This is a genomic window from Stutzerimonas stutzeri, from assembly GCF_024448895.1.
GTDB lineage: Bacteria > Pseudomonadota > Gammaproteobacteria > Pseudomonadales > Pseudomonadaceae > Stutzerimonas > Stutzerimonas stutzeri_Q.
On record NZ_JAMOIC010000002.1, the window covers coordinates 79796 to 100548 of the forward strand.

Genomic DNA, 20753 nt, shown 5'->3' on the forward strand with positions numbered 1-20753 from the left:
GATGGTACTCCTGCTGCCCACTGCCTGCAGCCTACTCTCCGGGCATCCGACGAGCCGGACATCCCAAAAGGCCCTGGTTGTGATTATCTTGTGCTAGTGGCGCTTCGCTATGAGTGGGCGGGAGAGTGCTTTTGACAAAAATAAGAAATCTCTGGATTGGAATGCTGCTGTCGGCCAGTGCCTCGGTTTCGGCCGAAGTGCTGAGGCTGGCCGGTGATGCCTGGCCTCCATACACGGACCAAGCCTTGCCTGGCGATGGGCTGTCGGCCGAGCTGATCCGCACGGCGCTTGGTCGTGCGGGTTATGACGTCACCTTCACCGAAGTGCCTTGGGAGCGGGTGGTGCTGGGGCTGCAGCAGGGCAAGTACGACATCATCAACGACTGGTTCACCACGAGGCATGCGGGCTATGCGAAGTACAGCCGCCCGTTTTTGAGCAATCGGGTGCGCTGGGTACAGCGAAAGGGTGACGACATCCGCTACGAAGGTCGTGAGAGTCTGCTCCCCTACGGCATCGTGCTGACCAATGGCTATGCCTACAGTGACGCGCTGGCTAGCGATGCAGAGCTGAACAAGGGCTACGCCAACAACTTCGTGCAGGCGGCGCGCATGCTCCTGGCCGATCGTGCCGACCTGGCCCTGGAGGACGAACGCACAGCGATGTTCCACTTCAACGGAGCGCTCAGGGATGTAAGTGATGGACTGAGCTTCGTGCCGGGCGAATTCAGTGCCCGCAATCTGTCGCTGGTCGTGCGTAACAGCCATCCGCAACAAGCCGCGATTCTGGCTGCCTTCAATCGAGAGATCGAGGCGATGGTCATGGACGGCACCTACGCAGCCATATTCACCCGCCACGGCCTGCCGGCACCCGAGTCGTTGCCTCAGCCTTGAGGCTCGGGATGCTGGCGCAGCAGGTGTGCGGCCATGCTGCGCAGTGGCGCCAGTTGTCGACAGATGAGACCGAGCTGCGTCTGTAGCAGGCGATGGCTGTCATCCAGTTCTTCGGGTGCCTGCTCCAGTTGTTGCGCCAGTACTTGCTCGGTTTCGTTGTAGACGGCCACCGGCTGATTGTTCTGCAGAGCTGTCGCCAGTTCGTCGAGGCTGCTCGCCAGCTGCTGGGCTGCTCCTTCGAGCATCTCGTCACGGGCATCATCAGGAAGGCTTTCGCGATGGGCGCCGAGCCCTGAGAGGTAGTTGAGCAGGGTGTGCGAGAGGATCAGAAAGCGAAAACCGGTCTCAGCGTCCTTGCGGAAATGGCCAGGCTCCAGAAGCATGTTGGACAGCGTTGTGGAGAGGGCGGCATCAGCGTTGTGTGCGTTGCGCCGTGCCAGCCGGTAAGCCAGGTCGTCGCGCTTGCCACTTTCGTACTGTCGCATGATCTGGCGCAGGTAATCGGCACTGCGGCTGAGGGTATTGGCGACCACCTGATTGAGGCGCCGACCCTGCCAATCGGGAAGAATCAGGAACACCGCAGCCGCAGCGATCAGGCTGCCCAGCAGCGTATCGACCAGGCGCGGCCAGATCAGCCCATAGCCGTCGCCGACCTGATTGAAGCAGAACAGCACCAGAAGCGTGATTGCCGCTGTCGCCAGGGTATAGCGGCTGCTTCGCATGGCGAAGAACACCACGCCGGCCACCACGGCAAATGACGCCTGCACCTGCTGGCTGGGAAATAGTTCGAACAGCGCCCAGCCCACGACCAACCCCAGCACGGTGCCAGTCACGCGCTGCACCAGTTTGATTCTCGTTGCGCCATAGTTCGGTTGACAGACGAACACCGTCGTCAGCAATACCCAATAGCCCTGCTCAGGATGAATCGCGTGGAGCACGGCATAGCCGCAGACCAGCGCCAGGCTCATACGCAAGGCGTGGCGAAACAGCAGGGAGGTAGGGGTCAACTGCAGGCGAATCCGCGAAAGGGCATCACTCAGCGATTGGGGTTCGCGGTCCAGCAGGCTGCTGTCCTGCTCGCCTTCCAGTGCGTCCGGATTGCTGGCGCTGGCGAGCTGGCGCTGCATCGTCGACAGGTTGCCGGACAAGGCTCGCAGTGAGCGCAGCAAGCCCCGCCACGCCGGGTTGCTCTGCATGCGCAGATGCTCGAGCGAAGATTCGAGATCAGCCTGAGCCTGGGCGTTGGCTTCGCTATAGCGAAAGGGCTGGCGCAGCTGAACGGCGCTGGCCAGTTCGCTGCAGGCAACGCCTTGCAGCCGCAGGAGCCGCCCGCAGCGAAAAAGTACGTCGCTGTGGAAGAACGACTCGGACAGCTCCTGATAGGGATAGTGCGACGAGCTGACACGCTCGTGCAGATCCTGTGCGAGAAAGTACAGCTTTAGGTAGTGGCTGATTTTCGCCCCTGGCCGACCATTGCCGAGGCGATGCAGCAGGGTTTCCTTGGTGGCGTTCAGCGCGCTGACCACGCGCCCGTTCTGTTGCGCGAGCTGCAGGCGGCGTTCTTCCACGTCGAGTTGCCGAACCGGCTCGAACAGCGTCGCCTTGAGCTTGAAGTACTGACCCAGCTCTCGATACAGCCGGGCCAGGCTCTGCTGAACGGGCTGATGAGAGAACAGCGCGTTCCACAATACCGAGAGCAATCCGTACCAGGTCGCCCCGGCCAGTAGCAGCAATGGGTCGCTCCAGGGATTGAGCGCGGCGCCTCCACGCTGGTCGGCGGCGATCATGCTGTAGATGGACAGAATCAGTGTGGCCTGGGCAATGGTGGCGTAGCGCTCGCCCAGTGCGCCCAGCATGACCAGCGCAAATGCGGCCGCAGCCATACCGCTGACAAACAGCAGCGGATAGGGAAACAGCAGCTTTACCGAGGCGGCCGCTACGGTGAAACACAGCAACGTGACCAGCAACGCCGATAACCGGCCCAGCCAGCTGTCGTCGGTTTCGGACAGTGCACTGGCGATGATCCCGAGAAACAGGGGGATCGCCATCGAAGGCTGCCCCAGATACCAGCTCAAGCCCATGCTGCTGGACAGCGCGATCAGCACACGCAAGCTGTAGCCGAACTTGTCCAACGCCCAGATTCGGCGCAGGGAGTGGCTGAGCGAAGGTGTGCGCATAAGGAAAAATCCGACTCTTGGTGGGCTGTGGCAGTTGGACGTCGGCGGTGTGCTGACGTCACGGTATGCGTTGCAAAGCTTATACCGTTCATCTTTTCCAACCGGAACGACATCGCACAGTCATCGTACTGCCGCATTCAGCTGGCTTCATTCATGCGCCCCCTCCCCATTCCTATAAATAGAGGACATCGCATGAACCGTGAACATGATGCCAGCCGCCGCAGCCTGCTCAAGGGTGGTGCCATCACCGCCGCCGTCGTCGCCAGCACCCCCTTCCTCGGTACTCTCGAGGCCTTTGCTGCCCGTAATGCCCAAGGACGTGGCGCCGGCCTGGTCCGCAGCAGCTATGGTCCACTGCGTCCAGTCAAGGATCTGAGCACCGGCCTGGAGTTGCTGCAACTGCCCGACGGCTTCCAGTACAAGAGCTTTTCCTGGACCGGTGACCTGATGGAAAACGGCCAGCCAGTTCCAACTTCGCACGACGGTATGGGTGTCATCGATGTGCGTCGCGGCCCGAATGGCCAGGAAATCGTGCTGGTGCGTAACCATGAAGCCAGTACCGGTCCGCTGATCGACGCCACCGGCATCTACGATGACGTGACCCTGTCCAACGGCCAGCGTCCGGCCGGCGGCACGACCAACCTCTACGTTTCCCGCGACATCATGCACCCGGTGCGCACCCTGCCGAGCCTTGGCGGCACCCGTACCAACTGTGCTGGCGGTGTCACGCCCTGGGGCACCTGGCTGTCCTGTGAAGAGAACACCTCTGACTACCGTAGCGTCGGTGGCCGCGCTCACGGCTATGTGTTTGAAGTGACGGCCGACCCGTCCATGACCACTGGCCAGCCGATCGTCCAGATGGGGCGCTTGCGCCACGAAGCGGTCGCAGTGGACCCGCGCAACAGCTACGTCTACCTGACCGAAGACGCCCGCAACCAATCCGGCTACTACCGCTATATCCCTACCGACGCCAGCCAGCAGCCGGGTTCGCTCGCGGTGGGCGGTATTCTGCAGGCAGCCCGTGTACGCGACCGTGCACTGGTTGATCTGCACGCGCCTAAGCAGGGCGATAGCTATCAACTGGAGTGGGTGGAGGTATCGAATCCGGACCTTGAACCTCAGCCCGAAGGCAGCGGACCTTATGCCCAGGCGCGGCAGGCCGGCGGCCTGAGCATGAGCCGCGGTGAAGGCATCTGGTACAGCGAAGGCAAGCTCTACATCGTAGACACCAGCGCAGGTACCGACAGCCAGGGCCGCGCCGGCTACGGTGAGGGCGCAGTGTGGATGCACGACCTGGCCAATGATCGTCTGACCTGTATCTTCGCTTCCACCGATGCTGAGATCGCCAACAACCCCGACAACATCACCGTAAGCCCGCGCGGCGGCGTGCTGCTCTGTGAAGACGGTGGCGGCGTGCAGGATATGTACGGCTTCGGCGAGCGCCTGCTCGGCCTGACTACGGCTGGCGAGGCGTACATATTCGCCAAGAACAACGTGGTGTTCGACGACGTTCAGGCCGCTGCGGCTGGTAAGAACGTGTCCGGGGGCGATTATCGCAACCGCGAATTCTGCGGCGCCTGCTTCGATCCGTCGGGACACTTCCTGTTCGTCAACATCCAGACCCCGGGCATCACCTTTGCCATCTGGGGCCCTTGGGCGCGCGGATCGCTGTAAGTCTGGTCTGATGAGCCCGATCAGACGGAGCTGATCGGGTTTGTTTGATTTGTAGGGTGGACGTCGCTTCTTTCGTCAACCGTGGCCGGTGGATCGGTGAAGCGTGATCCGCCCTACATCCAGCATCCAGCATCCAGCATCCAGCATCCAGCATTCGAGCTTAAAGCTGCCTGACCTTCAATGAACGGCCCTTGATCTTGCCGGCGTTCAGGCGATTCAGCGCCTGTCTGGCAACGTCACGCTCGACCGCAACGAACGCCTGGAAATCGAAGATCGCAATCTTGCCAACCTGGGTTCCGGGGATTCCTGCGTCGCCGGTGAGTGCACCGAGGATGTCGCCAGGTCGCAGCTTGTCCTTGCGGCCTGCGCCAATGCAGAGCGTAACCATTGGCGGCTGCAGCGGCTCGCCAGGCTGAGGCTTCAGGTTACCCAGCGGCTGCCAGTTGAGTGGCGCCTTCTGGCGCTCCTCGATCGCGCGCGCGCGATGGGCTTCGGACGGTGCAACCAGGCTGATGGCAATGCCTTTCTTGCCGGCACGTCCGGTGCGTCCCACGCGGTGGATGTGAATCTCCGAATCGCGCGCCAGTTCGACGTTGATCACCATGTCCAGCGCATCGATATCCAGACCGCGTGCCGCGACATCAGTCGCCACTAGCACGGACAGGCTGCGGTTGGAGAACATCGCCAGCACCTGATCGCGATCACGTTGTTCGAGATCGCCATTGAGCGCCATAGCCGAAATGCCCTTGGCGCTGAGCTGGTCGACCAGCTCCTGACACTGTTGTTTGGTGAAGCAGAACGCCACGCAGGTCTCTGGCCGGAAGCTGGCGAGGATGCGCTCCACTGCATTCATACGGTCATCGGGGTCGATCTCGTAGAAGCGCTGCTCGATCTGGGAGTCGTCGTGCAACGCCTCGGCCTTGACCTGCTGCGGGTCGCGCATGAAGGTCGCGGACAGCTGTTTGATGCTGGTCGGGTAAGTAGCCGAGAACAACAGTGTCTGGCGCTTGCTCGGCGTCTGCCCGATGATCTCGGCGATGGCGTCGTAGAAACCCATGTCGAGCATGCGGTCGGCTTCGTCCAGGACCAATGTGTTCAGGCCGTCGAGCTTGAGCGAACCCTTCTTCAAATGTTCCTGAATGCGCCCCGGAGTGCCGACGATGACGTGCGCGCCGTGCTCCAGCGAGCCGATCTGCGGGCCGATGGAAACCCCGCCGCAGAGGGTGAGAATCTTGATGTTGTCAGCCGAGCGAGCCAGCCGGCGCAGCTCCTTGGCTACCTGATCGGCCAGCTCGCGGGTCGGGCAAAGAACCAGTGACTGGCAACCGAAATAGCGCGGGTTTAGTGGTTCGAGCAGGGCGATGCCAAAGGCGGCCGTCTTGCCGCTGCCGGTCTTGGCCTGGGCAATGAGATCCATGCCCTTGAGCATCACGGGCAGACTCTGGGCCTGGATCGGCGTCATCTCGGTGTAGCCAAGCGCGTCGAGGTTGGCCAGCGTCGCGGCGCTGAGGGGCAGGGTGGCAAAAGCTGAACTGGGCACGGTGAGATCTGCACAAGAGGAAATGGCATGCAGTCTATCAGGCCGGTCGTGGTGCCGTTGGCTGGCCATCGGAGCGAACCCACGAAGATCAAGCCGGTCCCAAGGAGGTCACCTGAAATCACCGGAGGTTTGTTTTGTCCCGTTTGTTGCTGCTGTTGAGCGCGTTAACCCTTCCCGCCGTCGCTGCTGAGCCCGCCCTCTTCGGGCGCTACGAGCAGATCAAGATCGAAGACCTCGGCAAGACACTCAAGGCAAAAATGGACACTGGCGCGATGACCGCTTCCTTGTCCGCTCGGGATATCGAGCGTTTCGAGCGCGAGGGCGAGGATTGGGTGCGTTTCCGTCTTGCGGTAGATGGCGCAGACGACACCCTATATGAACACCGCCTCGCACGTATTGCCGAGATCAAGACCCGCTCTGAAGAGGCCGCTTCGGCTGACCCCGATGACGACACCGATGTCGAGAGGGGCCCTGACTTCGCCGAACGCCCCGTCGTTCAGATGCAGCTGTGCATCGGCGACCAGCTCCGCGAAACAGAGGTCAACCTCACTGATCGCAGCCACTTCCGTTACCCCTTGCTGATCGGTGCTACGGCAATCCGAGATCTCGAAGCGGCTATCGATCCAGCGCAGAAGTACACGGCAGGGCGCCCGACCTGTTAGAAGACGATCAGTCCCCTGGCTTTGCGCAACAGCGTTGCAGGCTGGCCCGAACGGCCAGCCGGCTCGCACCGCTGGGCCTTCTGAGCTCGTTCCGAGATTCAACGCCTATTGATGTTGGCCGCATTCTTTAGCCTTTTCCCATGGCTGGAGTATCAGCAGTGCATTGTTGCTGTGCGCTTGGTCCTGAGCCGCTCGGCGTTCGAATATGCGACTTCAATAGTGAGTAATATCATTGATCGAACGAGCGGTTTGGATATGCATTCGTGCATACATATTCATGCATACATCTCGCCCGCGGAAGAATTCGTGAATGGCTCACTGTTAACTTCTCGAAGTTCGATCCAACTTATATATGTAATATTGATTGGGTACGGATAAGTAGAGTTTCCGAGTTTTAGTGTGGGCAGCTATATATGCAAACCTGGCAAAGCCGGGCTTATAGATAGATGTCGACGAGCACATACGGGCGGGCAGTATTGGTCGAGGTTAGGGACTTTCTGGCGGTTTTTCGATCCCTGCCCTCTGCACGCTGATCGCCTCTAGACAGGACGATACAAAAGCGCCTGTGGGCTCGCCAAACTCACTGATCGCGCCCGCGCAGCATGCCTAGTCAGACTAAAGTCGGGGCTATCTTTCTGTTACACATCCTTGCTAGATTCACGATGTGGTTCCCTTTACCCGTAATAAAAATAAGACGGAGAACGTCATGGCCGACGCCGATAAAACAAATGCTGCTGCGTACTGGAAGGCGAACGTTCGCCTTATCACATGGAGCTTAGTGGTCTGGGCTCTAGTCTCATATGGTTTTGGCATCCTATTGCGTCCGCTGGTATCCGGTATCCCTGTTGGGGGAACGGATCTGGGCTTCTGGTTCGCTCAACAAGGTTCCATCATCACGTTCATTGCGATCATCTTCCACTACGCGTGGCGGCTGAACAAACTGGACAAGGAATTCGGGGTTGAGGAGTAAGCCATGAGTCAATATTGGATCAACATGTCGTTCGTGGGCGCGTCCTTCCTGCTTTATATCGGGATCGCGATCTGGGCCCGCGCGGGTTCGACCAAAGAATTCTATGTCGCTGGTGGGGGTGTTCACCCTGTAACCAACGGTATGGCTACAGCGGCAGACTGGATGTCTGCAGCTTCCTTCATCTCCATGGCAGGCTTGATCGCCTCCGGTGGTTATGCCACTTCCGTCTACCTGATGGGCTGGACCGGCGGCTACGTGCTGCTGGCGATGCTGCTTGCGCCCTACCTGCGCAAGTTCGGGAAGTTCACCGTGCCAGACTTCATCGGTGACCGTTTCTACAGCCGTGGCGCTCGTCTGACTGCAGTCGTCTGCCTCATCCTCATCTCCGTTACTTACGTAATCGGTCAGATGGCCGGTGCTGGCGTTGCGTTCTCCCGCTTCCTGGAAGTGAGCAATTCCGCAGGTATCTGGATTGCTGCTGCCATCGTGTTCGCCTACGCGGTATTCGGCGGCATGAAGGGCATTACCTACACCCAGGTTGCGCAGTACGTAGTGCTGATCATCGCCTACACCATTCCGGCCGTGTTCATTGCAATGCAGCTGACTGGCAACCCGATCCCAATGTTCGGCATGTTCGGCACCCACTTAGAGTCGGGCGTGCCGCTTCTGGACAAGCTGGATCAAGTCGTTACTGATCTTGGTTTCACTGCCTACACTGCTGACGTCGACAACAAGCTGAACATGTTCCTGTTCACCCTGTCGCTGATGATCGGTACTGCTGGTCTGCCGCACGTAATCATTCGCTTCTTCACCGTACCAAAGGTGGCTGATGCCCGCTGGTCCGCTGGCTGGACCCTGGTCTTCATCGCCCTCCTGTACCTCACCGCTCCAGCTGTTGCCTCCATGGCTCGTCTGAACCTGGTTCAGACTATCTATCCGGAAGGCCCACAGGCCGAAGCGATCCGCTACGAAGATCGTCCAGAGTGGATCCAGACCTGGGAAACGACTGGCCTGATCGCTTGGGAAGACAAGAACGCCGACGGTCGTGTGCAGATGTACAACGACACCAACGCCGCCTTCACTCCCACCGCCACAGAGCGTGGCTGGAACGGCAACGAGCTGACCGTGAACAATGACATCATCGTTCTGGCCAACCCGGAAATCGCCAATCTGCCAGGCTGGGTTATTGGTCTGATCGCTGCGGGTGCCATTGCGGCAGCCTTGTCGACAGCTGCGGGTCTGCTGCTGGCAATTTCCTCGGCAATCAGTCACGACCTGATCAAGACACTCATCAATCCGAAAATCAGTGAGAAGAACGAGATGCTGGCCGCCCGTCTAGCCATGACGGCAGCGATCCTGCTGGCAACCTGGCTGGGCTTGAATCCTCCTGGGTTCGCCGCGCAGGTGGTGGCATTGGCGTTCGGTCTTGCCGCAGCGAGCCTGTTCCCGGCGCTGATGATGGGGATCTTCTCCAAGCGCGTGAACAGCAAGGGCGCCGTCGCCGGTATGCTGGTCGGTGTAATTTCCACCGCGGTGTACATCTTCCTGTACCTGGGCTGGTTCTTCATCCCTGGCACTGCGAGCATCCCGAACACGCCTGATCAGTGGTGGATGGGCATCTCCCCACAGGCCTTCGGTGCCGTGGGTGCCATGCTGAACTTCGCTGTTGCCTACGCTGTTTCGATGGCTACCGAGCCGCCGCCGCAGGAGATTCAGGATCTGGTCGAGAGCGTTCGTACCCCTAAGGGTGCTGGCGTTGCGCTTGATCACTAACTGATAATGCAGCCGGACGTCAGACCTGTTCTGACACAAGGTTGAGGTAGAAGTCGGGCTTCCATATGGAAGCCCGATTTTTTTAGGGGAGTTTTATATGTTCTGGCATTTAATCGCGGCAATCGTCGCTGGTGTAGCGGGTGCAGGGATCGGGCTGCTGCTGCGCTCACTGACGCGCAAGCGAGTGCCGAAATGGATCATTCCGGTATGCGCCGGCTTGGGTATGCTGGCTTACACCATTCATTACGAATACACCTGGTTCGAGAGCACCGAAGCACGGCTGCCAGAAGGATCGGTGGTGGTGTCGAGCGAGAAGGGCGAAATGCTCTGGCGGCCCTGGACCATGCAATTTCCGATGCCGTTGGGCTATACCGTTCTGGACGGCGCCAATGCGCAAATCGATGAGACCAGCCAGGGGCGTGTAGCGCGGTTCGTTCTTTACCGATTCAAGAAGGAACACCTGATGTCCACTGTATCCAACGGGCCTCACCAGTTGCTCTGCAGCGAGCGGACGATGTTCAGGCTCAATAACGCTGGTCAGGCAAAGTTCGAAAGCATGACCAAACTTGATGTCGACGCGCCGCTTTATCGAGTTGTGTGCCTGGGTGAGAAGCTGTAGTCCGCTCGTAGAGCGCAGCTGCCCCAAGTTTTGTTAAAAAAAATCGGTGCCTGCTCGGAGTTGGGTGGGCAACGGTTATTGAGTGCTCAGTCGTAGACTGTTCCGCGAGGTCGTTGGCTCTAACCGCACTGCGGATCGGTTGCGATTAAAGAACTTTCCCGGCGAAGCAAAGCCGCTTTCAGCCCCTGTCCTTCCGCTGCTTGTTATGTGCGGCCCACTTGGCATCGCCAAGCAACGAGACCGGCTGCTCTGCTGGCAGTTGAGGCGACCTTTACATGAAGTTAGCTTGCTGCCGCTGTCGCCAGTTTGCCAGCCGTTGTTGCAGGGCCGTCAGGCTGTCCAGCCCCTGGCGCTTGGCTTTGCTCATGAGGATCAACGCCAGCTCGGCTGTCGCAAGGGCATCGGCGCTGGCATGGTGACGTTGCAGGACGTGCAGGCCGAAATGGGTGCACCAGTCATCCAGGCCATTGTGTCGGAGTCGGTTGTCCGGGCAGAGCATGGGCGCGAGCTCCGCAACATCGAAGAACGGATGGCGCAACTTGTAACCCAGCGTCTGCTTCAGCGCACGGGTCAGCATGCGCTGATCGAAACTGGCATGGAATGCGAGGATAGGGCTGTCACCAACGAACTCCATGAAATCGAGCAGCGCTTCGGCCGGGTCTTCGCCGGCCTCGAGTTCGCTGGGCGCGATGCCATGAATCAGCACGCTTTCGCTGACCTTTTGCGCAGGCCGCAGCAGCGTCGATTCGAACTGGTCACCCAGATTGATACCGCCACCTTCGATCACCACAGCGCCAATGGACAGAACGATGTCACGGCGCATGTCCAGCCCGCTGGTCTCAAGGTCCAGAACCACCATGCGCTGATCCTGCAGCGCACATTGGTCCAGCGCCGCAGGAGGGTGCAGCTGATCGCGACGCTGGTGCTGCTCCAGGTCGAGTATGGGGCCACGCAATTTGAACCAGGGCATATTCATAACTGATAGCGCAGGGCCAGACTGCTTTGGAGGCGCTGGGCCTGTCGGAATGATTCACGCAGGATACGCCGGTCCAGGTGGTTGAGGCTGTCGGGATCGAGGCGATTGGAGTAAGGCCTCCCGTCACGCGCCTGCTGTTGATGTTGCTGCATGCGGGTTTGCTGGATGAAGTGGTAGGCCTCTTCGTATGCGGCGCCGTCCTTGTCATCGATGACTTTTCTCTCCACCAGAAGGCGTAACCGCTCCAGCGTATTGCAGGTGGTGATGCCGTGACCCAGTGCGAGCAGGCGGGCGCCATCGACGAAGGGTGTGAGGCCTTGAACTTTCAGATCCAGGGTCGCTTTGCCTTCGCCTTTGCGGGTCACCACGAAATCGCGGAAACGTCCAACTGGCGGCCGGTGGCGCAATGCATTTTCGGCGAGCATGCGTTGGAACAGGCGGTTCTCGCCGATCTCCTCCAGCAGATGTGCGCGCAGTTGCTCATATCCTTCACAGGGCCCCCAGATCGCCCGCAGATCGAAGTAGATGGTGCTGCTGAGCAGGTTCTCCGGCGTTGAATCGCGAATGAAGGAGCTGAAGCGCCGGCGCCACTCCTGCCGTGACAGGCAAAGCTCCGGATTGCCGGCCATGATGTTGCCCTTGCACAGCGTGAAGCCGCAGGTATCCAGATCGCGGTTGATCTTCTCGGCCAAGGGCAGCAGGTGCCCACGGATATGTGCGGCTTCGGCAGCATCAGCGGCTTCGAACAGAATGCCGTTGTCCTGATCGGTATACAGCGTCTGCTCGCGGCGCCCCTCGCTGCCGAAACACAGCCAGGTGAATGGAATACCGGGGTCGCCGAGCGCCTCAATGGCCAGCTCGATGACACGACACACGGTGTGATCGTTGAGCAACGTGATGATGTGAGTGATCTGTGTCGACGATGCGCCGTGAGCCAGCATGTTGTCGACCAGCTGCAGGATGCGGCTGCGGATGATTACCAGTGTTTCGACGCGGTCGGCATGAGAGATCGCCTGCGCCAGATGAACCAGGTCCACGCGCTGCAACGAGAACAGATCACGTTCGGAGATGACGCCTCGCAACAGTCCGTTCTCGACGACGCAGACGTGGGCGATATGGCGCTCGGTCATTGCGATCGCCGCGTCGAAGGCCGTTGCGTCCGGGGGCAGGTAGAACGGGTCCTGGGTCATGAACTGGCTGATGGGCGTGGTCAGCTCCGTCGTGCCGGTTCCGATCACGCGGCGCAAATCGCGCAATGTGAAAATACCCTGCGGGTGCAATTCGTGATCGGTGATCACCACGCTGCCCACATTGTTTTCATGCATCAGCGCCACCGCCTCGGCCAGCGGCATTGTCGGCGGGCAGGACACCGGATGATGCAGCGCCAGTTCGCCCACACTGGTCTCCAGTGAATACTGTTCGCCGAGGCTTTCTACCGCGCGCATCTGTGCCTGTTGGTTGACCAGATCGAGCAGGCTGCTGACGCCGCGCATGGCGAAGTCACGAAATGAGGCGGACTTGGACACCAGCTTGACGAATGCTGGCTTGTTCAGCAGAAAGCAGAAGGTGTCCTCGGCAGCGAAATGTCCGGTGCGCGTGGCGCGCTCGCCCATCAGTGCGGCCATCGGAAAGCACTCGCCCACGATCACCTCGAAGGTGGTTTCCGTGCCGCGTTTGCTGGTATGTGGTCGCTGGCCATGAACGCGGCCCTGCTTGACGATATAGAAGTGCTCGACCACGCCGTCATCAGGCGAAATGATGCAGTCGCCTTCGCTGTAGAAGCGCAGCTGGCAATTCTCCACCAGATAGGCGAGGTGTCCCGGCTCCATCTGATTGAACGGCGGGTACTTGCGCAGAAATTCCATGGTTCCATGGATGTTCTGCAGTACGGCAGTTTTGCCTGCCTCGGCGAAAGCATTGGCTTTGCTCATGGTTCGATTCCATTGTTTGCGCCCAATGGTGGGCGGAGGGGCCATGCCGGCACATTGGACGTAAGTCTAGTCGCCAGCGGCCCGCTTCGGGCTGACAAGGGTCAGCCATTGATCCGGGGGTGTTGCAGGGTTTTGCACGCATAAAAAAACCGCCCGATGCCGAAGCAAGGGGCGGTTATTTCCTGTGGTGCTTGGTTACGGAAGCGTGAACACAACTTTCACCGAATCGTTGACTGCGGCGCTGTCGACATAGCCGATTGCGTCGGCTTCAGCCGCAACCTTGGCGACCATCGCTGCGTCGTCTGCGACGCTTGGCAGTGGCTGGCCTTTACCGGTGAAGATCAGCCCTGACCAGTACGACTTGAGCTGCGACTCGTTCTTGTTGGTGACGCCTGAATAGAACGCCTCTTTGGCAGGCGTCCAGCCGGCTTGGTCGACGCCCTTCATGGACTTGTCCTTGCCCAGGAAGATGTTGGCCACGTCGGACTGCGAGGGTGCTTTGGCGGCGCCCGGGTTGACGATCACGGCGACCCCGGCGTGAGCCATGGACACCATGCCAAGCAGCGCTGCGCTGCCGAGGATGCGAAGGGATGTTTTCATCTGGACGCTCCTCAGAATACGAAATCAACGCCGACGGAAACGATGTCGCCGTCGTAGTTGCGGGCAGGGGCGCCCCGGGTGCCGGAGCTAAGATCGTACACGGCGTTGTTGAACACTTCTTGAGCGTTGCGGGTAAACACGCCGTCATAGCCGTTCTTGGTGTCTACGCGCTTGTACTCGCCTTTGACCACCACAGTAGGTGCGGCTTGGTAGTTCAGACCCATGGTCCACGAACTCTGGCGACCACCGTTGTCGTCCAGCTGTGCGTAGGTCACGTGCGGCAGGAAGTCGCCAAAGCGACGGCCGCCCATCAGGTAGAACGAGTCAATGGACTCCATGCCATCATTCTCGATCATGCGCGAGGTCCACTCGTTGCTGCTGACCCAGGTGCCATTGTCATACTGGTAGCCGATCGAGGTGAACTTGCCTTTCTCTTTATCGAGAGTCAGTAGGCTCAGCGGTGCGGTGATGCCCGGCGCGACATTAACGGTACCGTTGATATCAGTCTTGATATCTGCTTCGACATAACCGATACGCAGCGTGCCGAAATCGTTGGTCGCCAGGCTTACGCTGGCGCCAAACAGATTGCCGTAATCGATATCGAACTGTTCGTCATAAGCGTAGTAGTCGCGATTCTTTGCCTGACCGCCAGCAACCTGGAAGGTCACTGAGCCGTAGGAAAGCGGTACGGTGTAGACCGCATCGACGCCTTCGTAGTTGGTCACCTGGACTTGGCTGTAAACCTCGTCCGGTAGGCGCAGCCATGGGTAGCTGTAGCCAACGTCGAGACTTTCGGAATACATGTAGACCGGGCTGCGCAGGCGGCCGGCACGAAGCATCAGCTGATCGGTTGTCTGCCAGGAGAGGTAAGCCCACTCCAGGTTGGCTTTCCATTCATCCTGCTGCGCCTTGGCAGTGGTCTGAACGGTGACGCCAACGGTATCGGTGATGCCATAGCTCAGCTGCGCGCCGAACTTGGAGAGCTGGTCGCCGCGCCAGGAATCGTTAGTCTGTCCCTGGATACCATAGCTGCGGCCTTCATCTTCGCCACCCAGGTGGGTGAAGCCGACGGTGCCGAAACCGTTGAAGCGGTGCTCACCCTGTTCCAGGGCGAAGGCTTGGGTGGTTGCCAGGCAGACGGCTGCCAGGCCGATAACACGTACTGCGGTCATCAGATGCTCCTTAAAGCTTATTTTTAAACGCGGAATTGGGCCGTGGCTGCACGCAGATGATCGCCCGTGCTAACCAGTTGTTCGCCCAGGCGGGCCGTTGCTTCGGCTCCGTTTGCGGTTGCTTGCGCGTCCTGCTGCAACACTTGGGTTTCTTGCTGAATCGAACTCGAAAGGCCTATCTGCTCCTGAGTGAACTGGGCGATGCCGGCATTGAGTTCGTCAATTTGGTTGACCGTGCGCGCAATGGTCTCGAGTAGCTGAGTCGCTTCGACCGAGCGCTCGATGCTTGCTCGTGACTTTTCGCCATTGCTGTTCATGACGTTGAGCACGGTGTTGGCGCTGCTTTGCAGGCGCTGGATGATCTGCTGGATTTCGGCGGTGGAGGCCGCGGTCTTCTGCGCCAAGTTGCGCACTTCGTCAGCCACTACGGCAAAACCGCGACCCTGTTCGCCGGCACGGGCGGCTTCGATAGCCGCGTTGAGCGCCAGCAGGTTGGTCTGTTCGGCGATGCTACGGATGACGGTCAGGACCGAGCCGACTTCCTGGGTTTCTTCTTCCAGCTGTTCCATGGCCTTGACCGCGCCCATTACGCTGTCGCCAAGATCGCTGATGCCGCTGGAGAGGCTTCCGACGTGCTCGCGTGCGGTAGCGGCCTGGCGTGCAGCCGAGTTGGCTTCATTGGAGGCCTGCTGCGAGCGATGCGCCACTTCCTGAATGCTACCGGTCATGGTGAGGATGTCGCGGGTGATCGAGTCGGTATGGTGCTGTTGCGACTTGGCGTTCTCTTCCGAGCCCTGGGTCAGGTTGTAAAGCTCCTTGGAAACCTGGCCGAGCGGGCTGGCAGCCTCGATGATCTGGCGAATCGTGCGCTGCAGCTTGTCCAGAAAGCCGTTGAACAGCTCGATCATCGCGCCGATTTCGTCGTTCGATTTCACGTTCACACGTTGGGTGAGATCGCCATCGCCACGAGCGATGGATTGCAGTGAAGCGATTACGCCGCGCACGTTGCTCATGACGCTGCGAATCACCAGCCAGGCACCGACGCCCACCACCACGATCAATACCAGGCTCAGGATGATTCCCAGACGAGTGGTGTTCTCGTTTGCCTCACGAGTTTCGGCAAGTGTCTGCTGGAAGTCGGCATAAGCACCGGCGCGAAACTCGGTTGCCAGTTTTTGAGCCTGGGCCAGATCGCTGGCCATGCGGTCCAGGCTCGGTCGCAGGTCATCGAACGATGCGCTGCCATCGATCAGCTTTGCCGAGGCATCCAGGGAGTTGTCCGCGTACGCCTTGACCGCGGCGCGCCAGCTATCCAGGGCCTGCCGTTGCTGAGGCTGGTCGTCCAAAAGGGTCGCCAGCGACTGCTGCTGTCCGTCGACCTCTTTGAGCACGTCACGCGCCTCGTCGAGAACCCCTGACTCACCAGCGGCCACAGCGTTGTTCAGCAGCCCCGGTACGCGTGAAAACTGAAAAATCACGGCGTCTGCTTTTTCCAGCGTCGGATAACTCTGCGTTTCAATGCTGACCAGTCGTGAGTCCGTGGCGGACAGCTGCAACGAGGTGTATCCGACATACAGCACCAGTCCGAACAGGGCCACGGCGGGCACCAGGGACAGCTTGGCGGTCAGCGAAAAATTCTTGAACATGCATCGACTCCACGGCGGGCAGCGGATACTACGAAAAGGTGTGTGATGGCGATACGCCATCAATCCGAAAAGTTGTGACTGAATTTGTTTTCTTGGTCACGTTTATCGGACGATGCGGTTGTAACTTGAGTGTCATCTATCGGATTCAGGCATAAAAAAACCGCCCCGTAGGGCGGCTCTTTTGCTGCTGGCGCGGGGGTTACAGACCGTTCTTGGCCTTGAACTCACGGCGGCGGCGGTGCAGGACCGGCTCGGTATAGCCGTTGGGCTGCTTGGTACCTTCGAGGACCAGTTCCAAAGCGGCCTGGAAGGCGACATTGCTGTCGAAGTCCGGGGCCAGTGGGCGATAGGTCGGATCACCAGCGTTCTGACGATCCACTACAGGTGCCATGCGCTTGAGGCTTTCGACTACCTGCTCCTGGGTCACGACGCCATGGCGCAGCCAGTTGGCCATGTGCTGGCTGGAAATGCGCAGGGTAGCGCGGTCTTCCATCAGGGCGATGTCGTTGATGTCCGGCACTTTCGAGCAACCGACACCCGCGTCGATCCAGCGAACCACATAGCCGAGGATGCCCTGGGCGTTGTTGTCCAGCTCGTTGCGCTTCTCGTCTTCGGTCCAGTTGGTATTGGGTGCCAACGGGATGGTGAGGATGTCGTCGACCGATGCCTTTTCACGCTTGGCCAGTTCAGCCTGACGGGCGAACACGTCTACCTTGTGGTAGTGCATGGCGTGCAGCGTGGCGGCGGTAGGCGAGGGGACCCAGGCGGTGTTGGCACCGGCCATGGGGTGTCCGATCTTCTGCTCGAGCATGCTCGCCATCAGGTCGGGCATCGCCCACATGCCTTTGCCGATCTGCGCCTTGCCCTGCAGGCCGCAGGCCAGACCCACGTCGACGTTGTTGTTCTCGTAAGAGGTGATCCACTTTTCGGCTTTCATGGCCGCCTTGCGGACTACAGGGCCGGCTTCCATGGAGGTATGAATTTCGTCACCGGTGCGGTCGAGGAAGCCGGTGTTGATGAACACTACGCGCTCGCGCGCTTCCTTGATGCACGCCTTGAGGTTGACCGTGGTGCGGCGCTCCTCGTCCATGATGCCGACTTTCAGGGTGTTGCGCGGCAGGCCCAGCACGTCCTCGACGCGACCGAACAGTTCGGTGGCGAACGCCACTTCTTCCGGGCCATGCATCTTCGGTTTGACGATGTACATCGAGCCGGTGCGGCTGTTGGCGCGGGTGGTGCTGCCCTTGAGGTTATGCATCGCGGCCAGGCTGGTGAACAGGCCGTCCATGATGCCTTCCGGTACCTCGTTGCCTTCCTTGTCGAGAATCGCGTCGTTGGTCATCAGGTGACCGACGTTGCGGATGAACAGCAGCGAGCGGCCATGCAGAGTCAGGTCGCCATTGCCGTCGGCCTTGGTATAGACGCGATCCGGATTCATGGCGCGAGTGATGCGCTTGCCGCCCTTGTCCAGCTCCTCGACCAGATCGCCCTTCATCAGGCCGAGCCAGTTGCGGTAGACCAGGGTCTTGTCGTCGGCGTCGACCGCGGCGATGGAGTCTTCGCAATCCATGATGGTGGTCAGCGCCGATTCCATCAGCACGTCCTTCACACCCGCTGCATCGGTCTGGCCGATGGGGCTGGCAGGGTCGATCTGGATTTCGAAATGAATGCCGTTGTGCTTGAGCAGCACGGCAATCGGCGCGTTAGCGTCGCCCTGGAAACCAAGGAGTTGAGCGGCGTTCTTCAGCCCGGTGCTTCCGTCTTTCAGCGTGACGACCAGCTTGCCGGCTTCGATGCGGTAACCGGTGGAATCGGCATGCGAGCCGGTTTCCAGCGGGGCGGCATCGTCGAGGAAGGCGCGCGCATAAGCGATGACCTTGTTGCCGCGGACTTCGTTGTAGCCGGGGCCTTTGCTCGCGCCATCGTCTTCGGAGATGGCATCGGTGCCGTAGAGCGCGTCATACAGCGAGCCCCAGCGCGCGTTGGCGGCGTTCAGGGCGAAACGCGCGTTCATGATCGGCACCACCAGCTGCGGGCCTGCCATGCTGGCGATTTCTTCGTCAACGTTCTGTGTAGTGGCCTGGAAATCTTCGGCTTCCGGCAACAGGTAACCGATCTCCTGCAGGAAGGTTTTGTAGGCTGCCGCATCATGAGCCTGACCCGCGCGCGCCTGATGCCAGGCATCGATTTGTGCCTGCAGGTCGTCGCGCTTGGCCAGCAGCGCGCGGTTCTTCGGCGCCAGGTCGTGGATGACGCTGGAAGCGCCGGCCCAGAAGGCTTCGACCTCAACACCAGTACCAGGAATCGCTTCGTTGTTCACGAAGTCGTACAGGACTTTGGCGACCTGCAGGCCACCGACTTGAACGCGCTCAGTCATCTCTCGCCTCACTTGGTTCTTCTTCAAATCCGTCGGACAGTTTCTTCTTGTAGTCCGGGTCGACGGATACTACATGAAGCCGTTCGGAAAATCAGTCCGCCACGCAGCTGCGCGCCAGAGCCCTTTAAGGGCCTTGCCCGAGGCCGTTGGCGATCCGTGAAATTGCCTCGCTGACCCGGCGTAGGCAGCAGTTTGTTCTATACCTATGGAGCCGGACGCCACGGGCGCGGTCCATTGCTTTCAATGCGCGCCCGGTCAGCGCCGGTCGCCGTAACTTTCTAATGAAGGAGCCAAAGATGGATCATCTCGTCCTAACCGTCATCGCCGAGGATCAGCCCGGGCTGGTCGAGAGGGTAGCCAAGTGCATTGCCGATCATGGCGGCAACTGGCTGGAGAGCCGCATGTCGCGCATGGCCGGTCAGTTCGCCGGGATTCTTCGAGTCGCGGTTCCGGCTCAGGCGCACGCCGACCTGATCGACGCCTTGCAGCAGCTCGAGCAGCAGGGCATCCGCGTGCTCTTCGCTCACAGCGGCAAAGAACCGCAACGGAGCTGGCGCATGATCCAGCTGCAGCTGGTGGGCAATGACCGCGCCGGGATTGTTCGCGACATCACCCAGCTGCTGGCTCGTCATGGTGTGAATCTGGAAAGCCTGGACACTGACGTGCTGCCTGCGCCAATGACCAACGAATTGCTGTTCCGTGCCGACGCTCTGCTGGCGGTGCCGACCGAGTTGCCCCTGGACGAGCTGCAGGAACACCTGGAAACGCTCGCCGATGATCTGATGGTGGAGCTCAAGCTGCAGCCGGCCGAATAAGCAGCCGTCAGCGTACCGCTGCTTTGCGCATCACACGCCAGGCGTCGTAGCTGTACACGGCGAGGCCCGCCCAGATAAAGATGAATGCCAGCTGGCGGTCCGTGGGAAAGGGTTCGTTGAACACCCATACCGCCAGGATCAGCAGTAGCGTCGGCGTGATGTACTGCAGAAACCCCAGCGTGGAATAGGGCAGATGGCGCGCGGCGGCGTTGAAGCACAGCAGCGGCAACAGCGTCACCGGCCCGGCGGCCACCAGCCAGAGCGCCTGGGGATCGCTCCAGAACGACCATTCGGTGCTCGTGCCTGATCCAAAGAAGAACAGCCAACCCAAAGCAATTGGTAGTAACAGCCATGTTTCCACTACCAGCCCTGGCAGCGCGGCGACAGGGGCTTGTTTGCGCAACAAGCCGTAGCTGCCGAAGCTCAGCGCAAGAGCGATCGAAACCCAAGGGAAATCGCCGAGCTTCACCAGTTGCAACAGCACACCCACCGCGGCCATCGCCACGGCCAGCCATTGCAGGGGTCGCAAGCGCTCGCGTAGTACGATCAGCCCCAGCAGCACATTCACCAAGGGGTTGATGTAGTAGCCCAGGCTCGCTTCGACCATGTGACCGTGGTTGACCGCCCAGACGTAGATCAGCCAGTTGCTGGCGATCAGGATGCTGGAGATCATCAGCACGCCAATCCGCCGCGGGTGGGCGAGCAACTCCTGCCACCAGCCCGGATGTTTCCAGAGGCTTAGCACCAGCGTGCCGAACAGGGCCGACCAGATCGCGCGTTGGGTGACGATTTCCAGCGCGCCGTATTGCTCGATGGACTTGAAATAGAGCGGGAACAGGCCCCAGATGGAAAAGGTCGTCAGACCCAGTAGATAACCTTTGCGCAGATCGGCGGTGGCCATGGAAGTCCTGAAACGGGGCAGCGGAGAGCC

General features: G+C 60.1%; 16 protein-coding genes. 7 read left to right on the top strand and 9 right to left on the bottom strand.

The window, feature by feature from the left end:
• Positions 1-131: 131 nt before the first annotated feature.
• Entirely contained in the window at positions 132-890 is a 759-nt protein-coding gene (locus NA619_RS02680) for a substrate-binding periplasmic protein (RefSeq protein ID WP_423836790.1), read from the top strand.
• Here the strand turns inward: NA619_RS02680 and yccS are convergent.
• Positions 881-3067 carry a YccS family putative transporter gene (gene yccS / locus NA619_RS02685; RefSeq protein ID WP_255959676.1) on the bottom strand — a complete coding sequence of 729 codons (2187 nt, stop codon included), beginning with the start codon at positions 3065-3067 and terminating at the stop codon, positions 881-883. The two genes, NA619_RS02680 and yccS, sit on opposite strands and share 10 nt — an antisense overlap.
• 192 nt (positions 3068-3259) lie before the next feature.
• On the opposite strand from yccS, the gene NA619_RS02690 reads away from it, so the two are divergent.
• Positions 3260-4741 (top strand): PhoX family protein, encoded by a 1482-nt coding sequence (locus NA619_RS02690; protein WP_255959678.1) that lies wholly within the window; start codon positions 3260-3262, stop codon positions 4739-4741.
• 160 nt (positions 4742-4901) lie between these two features.
• On the opposite strand, the gene dbpA is transcribed toward NA619_RS02690, so the two are convergent.
• Positions 4902-6281: an ATP-dependent RNA helicase DbpA gene (gene dbpA / locus NA619_RS02695; protein ID WP_255959680.1), complete on the bottom strand. Its 1380-nt coding sequence runs from the start codon at positions 6279-6281 to the stop codon at positions 4902-4904.
• 134 nt (positions 6282-6415) lie between these two features.
• On the opposite strand from dbpA, the gene NA619_RS02700 reads away from it, so the two are divergent.
• From NA619_RS02700 to NA619_RS02715, 4 genes are all read left to right on the top strand, one after another.
• A complete protein-coding gene (locus NA619_RS02700) occupies positions 6416-6943 on the top strand; it encodes an ATP-dependent zinc protease (protein WP_255959682.1) in 528 nt (175 codons plus the stop codon).
• A 706-nt stretch (positions 6944-7649) separates the two neighbouring features.
• Entirely contained in the window at positions 7650-7913 is a 264-nt protein-coding gene (locus NA619_RS02705) for a DUF4212 domain-containing protein (RefSeq protein ID WP_122163532.1), read from the top strand.
• A 3-nt stretch (positions 7914-7916) separates the two neighbouring features.
• Positions 7917-9686: a sodium:solute symporter family protein gene (locus NA619_RS02710; RefSeq protein ID WP_255959684.1), complete on the top strand. Its 1770-nt coding sequence runs from the start codon at positions 7917-7919 to the stop codon at positions 9684-9686.
• A 97-nt stretch (positions 9687-9783) separates the two neighbouring features.
• Positions 9784-10305, top strand: a complete 522-nt coding sequence (locus NA619_RS02715; RefSeq protein ID WP_255959686.1) for a hypothetical protein — start codon at positions 9784-9786, stop codon at positions 10303-10305.
• 271 nt (positions 10306-10576) lie between these two features.
• Here the strand turns inward: NA619_RS02715 and NA619_RS02720 are convergent, their stop codons facing one another.
• The 6 genes from NA619_RS02720 to NA619_RS02745 all read right to left on the bottom strand — a co-directional run bounded on the left by NA619_RS02720 (position 10577) and on the right by NA619_RS02745 (position 19007).
• A complete protein-coding gene (locus NA619_RS02720) occupies positions 10577-11281 on the bottom strand; it encodes a 3'-5' exonuclease (protein WP_255959688.1) in 705 nt (234 codons plus the stop codon).
• The gene (locus NA619_RS02725; RefSeq protein ID WP_255959690.1) at positions 11278-13212 is read right to left on the bottom strand and encodes a putative nucleotidyltransferase substrate binding domain-containing protein; all 1935 of its coding nucleotides are present in this window, start codon (positions 13210-13212) and stop codon (positions 11278-11280) included. The genes NA619_RS02720 and NA619_RS02725 overlap by 4 nt, the downstream gene beginning before the upstream one ends.
• Positions 13213-13407: 195 nt before the next feature.
• Positions 13408-13812: a phosphate ABC transporter substrate-binding protein gene (locus NA619_RS02730; RefSeq protein WP_255959692.1), complete on the bottom strand. Its 405-nt coding sequence runs from the start codon at positions 13810-13812 to the stop codon at positions 13408-13410.
• Positions 13813-13823: 11 nt separating this feature from the next.
• A complete protein-coding gene (locus NA619_RS02735) occupies positions 13824-14984 on the bottom strand; it encodes a hypothetical protein (protein ID WP_255959694.1) in 1161 nt (386 codons plus the stop codon).
• Between the two features lie 23 nt (positions 14985-15007).
• The gene (locus NA619_RS02740; protein WP_255959696.1) at positions 15008-16630 is read right to left on the bottom strand and encodes a methyl-accepting chemotaxis protein; all 1623 of its coding nucleotides are present in this window, start codon (positions 16628-16630) and stop codon (positions 15008-15010) included.
• A 199-nt stretch (positions 16631-16829) separates the two neighbouring features.
• The gene (locus tag NA619_RS02745) at positions 16830-19007 is read right to left on the bottom strand and encodes a malate synthase G (RefSeq protein WP_255959698.1); all 2178 of its coding nucleotides are present in this window, start codon (positions 19005-19007) and stop codon (positions 16830-16832) included.
• Between the two features lie 296 nt (positions 19008-19303).
• On the opposite strand from NA619_RS02745, the gene NA619_RS02750 reads away from it, so the two are divergent.
• Complete coding sequence (locus tag NA619_RS02750; RefSeq protein ID WP_255959700.1) at positions 19304-19822, top strand: glycine cleavage system protein R; 519 nt, start codon at positions 19304-19306, stop codon at positions 19820-19822.
• A 7-nt stretch (positions 19823-19829) separates the two neighbouring features.
• Here the strand turns inward: NA619_RS02750 and rarD are convergent, their stop codons facing one another.
• The gene (gene rarD / locus NA619_RS02755) at positions 19830-20723 is read right to left on the bottom strand and encodes an EamA family transporter RarD (protein WP_255959702.1); all 894 of its coding nucleotides are present in this window, start codon (positions 20721-20723) and stop codon (positions 19830-19832) included.
• Positions 20724-20753 lie beyond the last annotated feature (30 nt).

Excerpts from the sequence above, each read along its gene's own strand:
- yccS (WP_255959676.1), bottom strand. The coding sequence starts at position 3,067 with ATGCGCACACCTTCGCTCAGCCACTCCCTGCGCCGAATCTGGGCGTTG.
- NA619_RS02690 (WP_255959678.1), top strand. The coding sequence starts at position 3,260 with ATGAACCGTGAACATGATGCCAGCCGCCGCAGCCTGCTCAAGGGTGGT.
- NA619_RS02735 (WP_255959694.1), bottom strand. The coding sequence starts at position 14,984 with ATGACCGCAGTACGTGTTATCGGCCTGGCAGCCGTCTGCCTGGCAACC.
- NA619_RS02730 (WP_255959692.1), bottom strand. The coding sequence starts at position 13,812 with ATGAAAACATCCCTTCGCATCCTCGGCAGCGCAGCGCTGCTTGGCATG.
- NA619_RS02715 (WP_255959686.1), top strand. The coding sequence starts at position 9,784 with ATGTTCTGGCATTTAATCGCGGCAATCGTCGCTGGTGTAGCGGGTGCA.
- NA619_RS02750 (WP_255959700.1), top strand. The coding sequence starts at position 19,304 with ATGGATCATCTCGTCCTAACCGTCATCGCCGAGGATCAGCCCGGGCTG.
- NA619_RS02745 (WP_255959698.1), bottom strand. The coding sequence starts at position 19,007 with ATGACTGAGCGCGTTCAAGTCGGTGGCCTGCAGGTCGCCAAAGTCCTG.
- NA619_RS02710 (WP_255959684.1), top strand. The coding sequence starts at position 7,917 with ATGAGTCAATATTGGATCAACATGTCGTTCGTGGGCGCGTCCTTCCTG.
- NA619_RS02720 (WP_255959688.1), bottom strand. The coding sequence starts at position 11,281 with ATGAATATGCCCTGGTTCAAATTGCGTGGCCCCATACTCGACCTGGAG.
- rarD (WP_255959702.1), bottom strand. The coding sequence starts at position 20,723 with ATGGCCACCGCCGATCTGCGCAAAGGTTATCTACTGGGTCTGACGACC.
- NA619_RS02740 (WP_255959696.1), bottom strand. The coding sequence starts at position 16,630 with ATGTTCAAGAATTTTTCGCTGACCGCCAAGCTGTCCCTGGTGCCCGCC.
- NA619_RS02725 (WP_255959690.1), bottom strand. The coding sequence starts at position 13,212 with ATGAGCAAAGCCAATGCTTTCGCCGAGGCAGGCAAAACTGCCGTACTG.
- NA619_RS02705 (WP_122163532.1), top strand. The coding sequence starts at position 7,650 with ATGGCCGACGCCGATAAAACAAATGCTGCTGCGTACTGGAAGGCGAAC.